This is a genomic window from Streptomyces sp. NPDC111802, assembly GCF_055634335.1.
This window is the reverse complement of record NZ_JBVKCZ010000119.1, coordinates 1-7,331: the sequence shown is the minus strand read 5'-3', so window position 1 is coordinate 7,331 and position 7,331 is coordinate 1. Positions and strand designations below refer to the sequence as shown.

The following is a 7,331-nucleotide window of genomic DNA, read 5'->3' as shown; positions in this document are numbered from 1 at the left end:
GCGCCCGCGCACGGCTGAACGCCGTGCCACTCACGACACCCGCGCACCATCACATTGCCTCAACTCGCCTCACTCGCAGGCAACTTGACAGCGCCATGCCGAGTCCAACGACGGCACTGCCCCAACGTCACCGCAGACTGCTTGCGGCGTTCAAGCAACGGCATTGGAGCGCCAGCGGCCAGTGCCGGTGTACGGAGGGCTCGTACCGGGGCTCGCGTCCCGCGCGTTCGCTAGGCTGGTCCGAACGGGTGACGGAGCGTGCCCGTTGCCATCCGTTCCGCTGCTCCCTGAGCGAGGTCGCTTGAGTACCGCCACCATTCGCCTCCCCATCGCTGATGGCTCGGCTCCGCGGCCCGAAGGACTGCCCGGCGCGTTCGCGGTGCTGTTGGCCCAGCTGGGCGCGGCTCCGGTGGATCCGGTTACCTCGGTGCTGGTGGACGCGGCGGTGGAGGTGTGGCGCAGGCCCGGTTTCGACTCCTTCCTGTCGCTGCCGCAGCTGTCCTTCGCGCCTTTCGGGTACCAGATGCAGACCGCTCAGACGGTGCTGCGGCGGATGCGGGGCCGGGCGATCCTCGCGGACGAGGTGGGGTTGGGAAAGACGATCGAGGCGGGTCTGGTCCTGTCCGAGCTGCGGATGCGGGGGCTGGCGGATCGGACGCTGGTGCTCACCCCGGCCGGGGTGGTGGAGCAGTGGCGCGAGGAGCTGGAGCGCAAGTTCGGCCTGCCGACGGTGATCGCCCGGGGCGGGGGCTGGGAGGAGGCGGATGCGGAGCGGCCGGTGGTGCTCGCCTCGATCGCCGCCGCGCGCCGGGATCCGCTCAAGTCCCGGCTGACCGGGGGGCAGTGGGATGTGGTGGTGGCAGACGAGGCGCACCGGCTGCGCAATCCGCGCAGCGCATCGGGGAAGCTCGCCCGGTCCTTGCGCGCCCGCTATCTGCTGTTGCTCACCGCGACTCCGGTGGAGAACCGGCTGCAGGACCTGTACGAGCTGGTGAGCCTGGTCGCGCCCGGGTTGCTGGGTACCCCCGCGCAGTTCCGTCAGCGGCACGCCGGAGCAGGGACGGATTCTTCGGCGCCGCGCAACCTGGACGAGCTGCGGGCCCGTACCCGTGAGGTGATGGTTCGTCACCGGCGCAGCGAGGTCGAGGTGCTGCTGCCGCAGCGGCTGGCCGAGACGGTGCTGGTGACGCCCTCGCAGGAGGAGGCGGAGCTGTATGCGGGGATCGCGGCCAGGATCAGGGCGGAAGCCAAGAGTGCGTCCTCGGCGCGGCTGCTGACTCTGCGCGGGCTGACCCGGCTGGCCGGGTCGAGCCCGCAGGCTGCCGCGCCGACCCTGGCCAAGGCGGGCTGGCCGGACCTGGCGGCGCTGGCCCGCCAGATCGAGGGATCCACCAAGGCGGATCTCCTGCTGGAGCGGCTGCGCCGGCACAACGGACAGGGGGAGAAGGTGCTGGTGTTCACCGCCTTCCGCCAGACCCTGGACGCGCTCGCCGCTCGGCTGGAACGTGAGGGCGTCCCGGCGGCCATCTACCACGGCAGCCTCTCGCGCCGGGACAAGGAAGCGGCGGTGGCGGCCTTCCGCGATTCTGCGCCGGTGCTGCTGTCCACCGAGTCCGCCGGAGAGGGCCGCAATCTGCAGTTCTGCCATGTGATGGCCAATGTGGACCTGCCGTGGAACCCCATGCAGATCGAGCAGCGTCTGGGCCGGCTGCACCGGGTGGGGCAGGAGCACGACGTGGTGCTGACCAATCTGGTCGCCCGGGGCACCATCGAGCAACGGATCCTGCACGTCCTCGAATCCAAGATCAACCTGTTTGAGCTGGTTGTCGGCGAGCTCGACATGATCCTGGGCCGGGTGGACGAGGACTTCGACTTCGAGACCTCCGTCTTCGATGCCTTCGCCACCGCAGGGGACGACGCGGAGTTCGCCGAACGCCTGGAGCGCCTGGGCGAGCGGCTGGTCAGCGCCCGCACGGACTACCTGGACAGCCGCGGCACGATCGATCAACTGGTCGGCGGCGACGACGAACAGGAGGCGGGCCGGTGATCCGCAAGGAGGCAGGGCTGGCCTTCTGGCTGGACTGGGTCGCCCACTGCGGCGGGCTGTGGGAGGACGCCGGGGACACCGCCCTGGCACTCCTGCCCGCTGCCCTGGCGAGCGAGCTGGAGCTGCCCGAGGAGACCGCGGTCACCGCAGACCCCGATGTCGCCCGCGAAGACGGCGCCCTGCTGCTGGTGACCGGACACCCGGTGGTCGCCAAGGCCGCCGAGAGCGTTCTGGCCGCGGGCGACACTGGCACCCTCACCCTGGCCGCGCCGCGCTCCGTGCCGCCCGATGCCGCCACGTTGCTGTCCAAGGCCCGGGAGCATCTCCCGGTCGACCACGGTCGCCTGGATCCGCGCGCCGACACCACGCCCGAGCGAGCCCTGCGGTCGGTGCTGCGCGTGGGCGCCCTGGTGGGCTACGAGCTCTCCGCGGAGGACCACTTCCAGGAACAGGCCGAGGTGTTCGTCGACGTACCCAGCCGCCTGCAGGTGCCGACGAGGGTCAGCAAGCGCCTCGCCCGCACCGGCCATGACCCCCGTGCCGAGACCGCGCTGCCGGCCGGGCTCGCCGCCGCCGTGGACTACGCCTCCACCAGCCGACCGGACCTGGCCGCGGCCCTCGCCGAGGCCCACCGGATGCTGGACGCCGCCGCCGTGCTGCGCCGTGACGGGCTGGCCGGGCAGATCGGCGACGCATACGCCAAGGAGCGCGCCCGCGCCGAGGAGTACTACGCCGCCGCCGTGGACTCCCTCCAACGCCGTGCCGCCACCGCGCCCGAGGACCGCGCGGCGTTGCTGCGCGCCCGTATCGGGAGCACCCGCGAGGAGCGCGCCCGCCGCCTGGCCGAGATCGCCGAAAAATATCGTGCCCGCCACACGCTCACTCCCTACCGGCTGCACCTGCTGAGAGTCCCAGTGCTGCGCCTCGCGCTGGACGTCCGCAGGGGCGAGCGGCGCTACCCGCTGGACCTGGACTGGCTGCTGCCCGCCGGAGAGTTCGCCCCACTGCGCTGCCCGGCCTGCGCCCAGAGCGATGCGCCGCTGGTCGCGGCCAAGACCCACCTGGGCTGCGCCCGATGCCTGGCCCCCAAGCGCGCCACTCCGCCTCCGGCCCCGAAGCCCGTCCCGGTTCCGGCCCCGGAGTCCGTACCGCCGCCCCACGACGGCGCCGCCGCATCCACGGAAGGAGCGGTGGCACCGGCGCGTTCGGGCGCCCCCGTTGCCGCGGGACCGCCGGCCGCACGAAACGCCAAGCCCGCAGGCGGCAACGCGCCACGGAGCGGAGGTGGTGCGAAGACGGGGCGAACCGCCGAGGCGTCCGCAGCGCGCGCCGCCTCCTCCCGCCCCGGCTTCCGGCCCGCCACACCCGGCCATGCCCCGTCCCCGACGCAGCGCCGATCCGTCGATCCCCAGACCCTGCACAAGCGCGCCTTCACCTTCTGGGAGCACGCCGCAGGCGGCGACCGCCGCAAGCTGGAGCGGCTGTGCGCCCCGGACTCGCCCGCCACCGCCCTGCTGCGACTGTACGGCGCGGCCGGGCCGCTGTACGGGATCGGCGTCGACTCCCGGGAGCGGGTGGAGTCCTGCAGCGCCGCGGTCTTCCCCGCCGAGGGACGACACGGCTGGGACAGTGCCGGCGGCGAGGTCCGCACCGACCGGGGACGCCATGACTACCTGCTGCGCTTCTCCCTCGGGCCCGACCGGCTGATCGCCGAGGTCCTGCCCCACCAGACCCCCTACGCGATGAACGTCGGCACCATGATGGCGCGCTACCGCCCAGGTGGTACTGAGCCGATAACCCGCCTCCCGCGCACCCGTGGCGAGCTGGACCCGGTCGCCCACCTGCTGTGGCAGCGCACCCCTGCCCGGCACGGGGCGCACCTGGCCGCCCGCGCCCTGGCCTCCTGGTGGCGGCTGACCGACCCGCGGGCATTGCGGGAGCGTTACCCGGCTGCGGTCCTCGCTGCCGCCGCCGAGCGCTCCGCCTGCTACTGGAGCGGCGGCGGGGGCGGTTACGGCGACGCGGCACTGCTGTGGCAGGTCCCCGAGGCCGACCTACGCAAGGCCGGCACGCACCTGCAACGCCTGCTGAAACTGACCTACGACCAGCCCTGGTAGCCCCGCACCACCACCGGCCCGATCGGCCAGGCCTGTAGTGCTTCACACGGCTACCGAGTAAGTACTTCACGTACTTGACGTACTTACCCGAGGAAGGCACTCTGGTTCCATGAAGGCTCGACAGGAGGTCGTCATGTCCGCAGTGCATTTCGAGAACTACACCGAAGCGCGTACGCACCTAAAGGAGCTTCTCGACGCCGCAGGTGAGGGGCGTGTTGCGACCATGCGTCGAGCCACTGGGTGCGCTGCGGTCGTGGATGTTGAGCGACTGCGTCAGCACCTGTTTTCAGCGTGTACGTCCAAGGCGGAGGTCATTGCGGAAGCGGGCGGATGGTCGATCTTCATTCCCGGGCTCCCCGTCGCGGTCGATGGATCAACCTTTGACGACGCCGTGAACGAGATGATCGGTGCCCTGCGGGAGTACGCCGACGACTGGCAGGAACGATTGCGACTGGCGCCCAATCACCAGGAGAACTGGGGATTGGTACAGCTGATTGCTTTGAGTGACGACCGACAGCTGGCGGACTGGCTGGTGGGAGTCCAGCAGTGAGTCGACCGCAACCGGACCGTGAGCGCCATGACCGCTTCTGTGTGGTCGAGGGGTGGGAGCGCGTCCGGGATGCTCGTGGGCGTACTGGTACGCATCACGTCACCTACGAGCTGACGCTGCATGACGGACGAGTCCTGCGGACCCGTATCTCACACCCTGTCGATCGCACGGTCTACGGTGCCGCATTGTGGAGCCACATCCTCCGCGATCAGTTGGCCGTCACCGAAAGCGAGTTCTGGGACTGCGTGATTGATGGAAAGCTCCCCGACCGGGGAGCCCCACCCACGCCTGGGGAGTCACTTCCGGCGGATCTGGTCTATCTACTGATCCGCCGTGTCGGTCTCTCGGAAGAGGCGGTGTCTGAGCTGACCAAGGAGGCTGCGGTGGCCCGTCTTCAGCAGTACTGGACAGACGGCGTGTGAGGCGTCGTCAAGTTAACTGTGGGGTGGCTGGGTGGGGGTGTGTCAGGTCGCGGTGGGGCCGGTGGCGGTGGTTGTGGTCAGGCCGTTGCGGGCGGGGCGGTGACGCCGGTGATGTGGTCCCAGAGGGGCGTCGTCAAGTTGCTGATGTGACTGGCGGGCGCTGTCAAGTTGCCTGCGAGTGAGGCGAGTTGAGGCAATGTGATGGTGCGCGGGTGTCGTGAGTGGCACGGCGTTCAGCCGTGCGCGGGCGCCCCGGTGACGGTCTTCCAGATGCGGAATCGTTCGGTCATTTCGGTGCGGTAGTTACTTGCTGTGATCAGATGTCGTCGTGGGCGGAAGTGCGAGGAGATCCTGGAGAAGGCGGCGAGGAATCTCTGGGCCGCGCCGGTCGAACGGAAGTTCTTCATAGGTAAACATTCACCCCGAGCGCGTTGTGTGACGGTTTCGGGCGTGGGGTGACGGCCGGTGACCGTGGTGGTCGTCGGCTGGCGGGGCGTCAGGCGCGGGCTGCGGGTGGGAGCCAGGTGGTTCCGGTGAAGGCGTCCCGGAGCACGGTGAGGGGGTTGACCGTGTGTTTGACCGCGGTGGAGAGGACACCGCGGATGAGGTAGCGGTCTTCGACACGGCCGAGGTGGGTGAGCCGGCCGGAGATGTTCTCCTGGATCTTGGAGGGGCGCAGGTCGCGTTCTGCCTGGTTGGAGGTGGGCGAGATGCGCAGGTCGGTGGTGAAGCGCAGAAAGTCGTCCTCGCGCTGGTGGAAGGCTTCCAGCAGCAGGCGGCTCTTGCGGGCGCCGGGCCGGGCATCGTCGAGGTGAGCGGTCGCGGCGAGGCCGATGCGGACTGCTGCGCGCAGGCCGCGCACGGCAAGGCTCTTGATCCGCTCGGCAAGGGAGGTCTCGCCGCGGGTGCGGGCCTGGTTGGCGCGGTGGATCAGCTCGCGCAGTTCGCCGGCGAGTTGGACGGGCCAGTGTTCGTCGGGGTAGAGCTGGGCCGCGCTGGTGAGGTCGCGCAGGACGTGGGCCAGGCACAGCTGGTGGTTCAGGTCCCCCAGCTGGGTGCTGTCGTAGGCCTGGTAGCGGTCGTGGACGGCGACTGCGTCGGGTTCGAGATCCTGCAGGACGGTCTGCCGGAAGGTCTTCATGGAGCGGTCGCCGAGCAGGAAGTGGGTGTAGAGCTCGGTGCAGGCCACGTGCAGGTAGCCCTTGGCCTCTTTCTTCCCTTCGGCGGGGGTGGCAGGCCCCACCTTCAGCGGGGTCTCGTCCGCACAGACGGCGAACGCGAACGTGATCAGTGTGCGGATGGCGAAGTCGCACGCCTGAAGCGCCCGTGCGGCACGCCGCAGCAGGGAGTGGACGAATCCCGTGGACGGTTTAGCGCCGGTCAGCGAGGCGAGGATGTCCACCACCCGGTGGACCGGGACGAAGTGGACGACCAGCAAGTAGACCGCGTACGCGCGCAGATTCGGCCCGTACTCCACGCAGCCGGCCCCCGCGCCTTCGGGCCGGGCGGCGGTGTGCACCCGCCCGCAGCCACAGCAAGCCACCGCATGCTGGTCGTACTGGACCACACTCGCCGACACCAGCGGGACCTCATGCTGCTGATAGCGGTCCACCACCCCCAGATCAGCGGCCTTGGCCAGGTCGGCACCACAGCCGCACCTGCCCCGGGGGTATCGATCCTGGCGATCGTCGAGTTCATCCTCATCGCGCCAGCGCAACGCGGTTCCCGGCGCACCGGGCTGCTTGCCCTTCGCCCGCCCCGACGGCTTCGCCCGGCGCTCCTTGCGCGGCGGCGTCCGGCCCGGGCCATCATCCTTCGAGGGCGGCACAGAAGAGTTGCCGCTGTTCCGCGAGAGCAGATGCTCCAGTTCCGCCAGCCTCTTCAGCGCCTGCTCCAACCGCTCACTGGCATCAGCGAGTTGAGTGGCCAGCATCGTGATCTGGGCATCCTGACGCCGGGCGAGCGCAATCAGCTCTTCCCGGGACAGCGACTCAAGATCGGACACGGCAAGATCCAACCACACCGCCAACCGGGCCCCACTTACAGGCCGTCACCAGCAGCCCGAAGCGATCACCCTCCGATTACCCGCTGAAGGTTTGCCTTCATAGCCCTCTCGCGTTGCCGTGTCGGCTGGTGGCTATTCTCGGCCCGGTTGTTCAAGTACTTCGAACTGCGGTGCTCGACCGAGGGCATGA

General features: G+C 69.9%; 6 protein-coding genes and 1 pseudogene. 4 read left to right on the top strand and 3 right to left on the bottom strand.

What is annotated here, in order from left to right:
• Positions 1-301 precede the first annotated feature (301 nt).
• The 4 genes from ACZ7NC_RS43840 (at position 302) to ACZ7NC_RS43825 (ending at position 5,136) form a co-directional block, all read left to right on the top strand.
• Complete coding sequence (locus tag ACZ7NC_RS43840) at positions 302-2,047, top strand: DEAD/DEAH box helicase (RefSeq protein WP_471497659.1); 1,746 nt, start codon at positions 302-304, stop codon at positions 2,045-2,047.
• The gene (locus ACZ7NC_RS43835) at positions 2,044-4,164 is read left to right on the top strand and encodes a hypothetical protein (RefSeq protein WP_471497657.1); all 2,121 of its coding nucleotides are present in this window, start codon (positions 2,044-2,046) and stop codon (positions 4,162-4,164) included. The genes ACZ7NC_RS43840 and ACZ7NC_RS43835 overlap by 4 nt, the downstream gene beginning before the upstream one ends.
• Positions 4,165-4,297: 133 nt before the next feature.
• The gene (locus tag ACZ7NC_RS43830) at positions 4,298-4,714 is read left to right on the top strand and encodes a prevent-host-death protein (RefSeq protein ID WP_471497655.1); all 417 of its coding nucleotides are present in this window, start codon (positions 4,298-4,300) and stop codon (positions 4,712-4,714) included.
• Positions 4,711-5,136: a cytotoxic translational repressor of toxin-antitoxin stability system gene (locus ACZ7NC_RS43825; RefSeq protein ID WP_471497653.1), complete on the top strand. Its 426-nt coding sequence runs from the start codon at positions 4,711-4,713 to the stop codon at positions 5,134-5,136. Before ACZ7NC_RS43830 ends, ACZ7NC_RS43825 begins: the two co-directional genes overlap by 4 nt.
• 233 nt (positions 5,137-5,369) lie before the next feature.
• On the opposite strand, the gene ACZ7NC_RS43820 is transcribed toward ACZ7NC_RS43825, so the two are convergent.
• The 3 genes and pseudogenes from ACZ7NC_RS43820 to ACZ7NC_RS43810 form a co-directional block, all read right to left on the bottom strand.
• Entirely contained in the window at positions 5,370-5,543 is a 174-nt protein-coding gene (locus ACZ7NC_RS43820; RefSeq protein WP_471497651.1) for a hypothetical protein, read from the bottom strand.
• A gap of 89 nt (positions 5,544-5,632) precedes the next feature.
• Positions 5,633-7,141, bottom strand: a complete 1,509-nt coding sequence (tnpC, locus tag ACZ7NC_RS43815) for an IS66 family transposase (RefSeq protein WP_471497649.1) — start codon at positions 7,139-7,141, stop codon at positions 5,633-5,635.
• Between the two features lie 98 nt (positions 7,142-7,239).
• A pseudogene (locus ACZ7NC_RS43810) lies at positions 7,240-7,331 on the bottom strand (IS6 family transposase); the annotation flags it as partial.

Bases quoted from the DNA above. Each gene is read 5' to 3' on its own strand.
- ACZ7NC_RS43830 (WP_471497655.1), top strand. From the start codon at position 4,298: ATGTCCGCAGTGCATTTCGAGAACTACACCGAAGCGCGTACGCACCTA.
- ACZ7NC_RS43820 (WP_471497651.1), bottom strand. From the start codon at position 5,543: ATGAAGAACTTCCGTTCGACCGGCGCGGCCCAGAGATTCCTCGCCGCC.